Source organism: Burkholderia sp. GW821-FHT14F03 (assembly GCF_058803765.1).
Map to the genome: position 1 here is coordinate 1 of NZ_JBXAPG010000121.1, position 1,399 is coordinate 1,399.

At 59.2% G+C, this 1,399-nt stretch carries 2 protein-coding genes and 3 tRNA genes; all 5 read left to right on the top strand.

Features of this window, described 5'->3' with window-relative positions; translation table 11 throughout:
* Positions 1-537: GNAT family N-acetyltransferase (locus tag AC1RQF_RS33275; RefSeq protein WP_492874382.1), on the top strand; the 537-nt coding region annotated here is incomplete at its 5' end.
* Positions 538-872: 335 nt separating this feature from the next.
* Positions 873-958, top strand: a tRNA-Tyr gene (locus tag AC1RQF_RS33280).
* A 41-nt stretch (positions 959-999) separates the two neighbouring features.
* Positions 1,000-1,073 (top strand) — tRNA-Gly (locus AC1RQF_RS33285).
* 26 nt (positions 1,074-1,099) lie between these two features.
* Positions 1,100-1,174: transfer RNA gene (locus AC1RQF_RS33290), tRNA-Thr, on the top strand.
* A 67-nt stretch (positions 1,175-1,241) separates the two neighbouring features.
* Positions 1,242-1,399, top strand: a 158-nt coding sequence (locus AC1RQF_RS33295; RefSeq protein ID WP_241265343.1) for a GTP-binding protein, incomplete at its 3' end; no start/stop codon positions are given.

Below are 1,399 nucleotides of genomic sequence, written 5' to 3' on the forward strand. Positions count from 1 at the left end.
CGCGACGACATCAGGCTGCGCCTGATTCGCGCAGGCGATGCGCCCGACCTCCTGCGCTACTCCGTCGAAAACCGGACTCACCTCAAGCGCTGGGAGCCAAGCAGGGCAGCGTCGTTCCATACGCTCGACGCTATGCATGCGCGGCTTGACGCCGTGCTTCGAAGCCATGCCGCACATACCGCCCTTCACCTCGTGCTGGATCGCCCCGGTGCCTCGGGCATCGTCGGCGAGTGCAACTTTACGAATATTGTCCGCGGTCCGTTCCAGGCCTGCCACCTCGGCTTCTCGATCGATGCGCGCGAGGAAGGGCGCGGGCTGATGGCGGCCGCCTTGAGGCTCGCTATCGCCCATGCATTCGAGGTTCTGCAGCTGCACCGGATCATGGCCAACCATCGCCCCGAGAATACGCGCAGTGCAATGCTGCTCGCGCACCTGGGCTTCGAGCGTGAGGGGTTGGCAAAGCGCTATCTGAAGATCGACGGTGCGTGGGCCGACCACGTGCTGACCTCGTTGATCAACCCGTCGGACAGGGATTGAAGTGCTCCAGGCCGCCTGGTGCGGGGCCATTCGCGTCAATTTGCACAATTTCGGGATTTCTTTGGCGAAAACTGGCATTTCGCTATTGGCGCAACGCGCCGCAGACCGTATGATGGCGGTCTTCCGTTTTTCAGGTGCGAGCCTGGGTAGCGGAGGCAGACGGATATGGGCGGCAGCTGAACAGGTTACCGTACTCCATGCAGGCAAGCCGGCGCAAGGCGCTGAAATTGCCGGGCAGGGAGCACAGCGACAGTGGGCACTCGAAGATGATGCAAAAATCTTGATGAGGTGCTTGACATGGGTTCGATGCACCCCCATAATCGTCAGTTCTCTACGGAGGGGTGCCCGAGTGGCTAAAGGGGGCAGACTGTAAATCTGTTGGCTTACGCCTACGTTGGTTCGAATCCAACCTCCTCCACCAAGACATACGCAAGAGCGGTAGGGAATCGTTAAGTGGCCCGTGCGGGTGTAGCTCAATGGTAGAGCAGAAGCCTTCCAAGCTTACGACGAGGGTTCGATTCCCTTCACCCGCTCCAGTTCATGAGTTTTGAAGCATAGAAGCGCCCATGTGGCTCAGTGGTAGAGCACTCCCTTGGTAAGGGAGAGGTCGGCAGTTCGATCCTGCCCATGGGCACCAAGCTTTTAAGTTGTCAGTGTCTGTTTGCGCGCGGCGCAACATGTGAAATTCCTGTTAGGAGTTGAAAATGGCCAAGGAAAAATTTGAGCGGACCAAGCCGCACGTGAACGTTGGTACGATTGGTCACGTTGACCACGGCAAGACGACACTGACGGCAGCGATCACGACCGTGCTGACGAAGAAATTCGGCGGCGAGGCGAAGGCCTACGACCAGATCGACGCGGC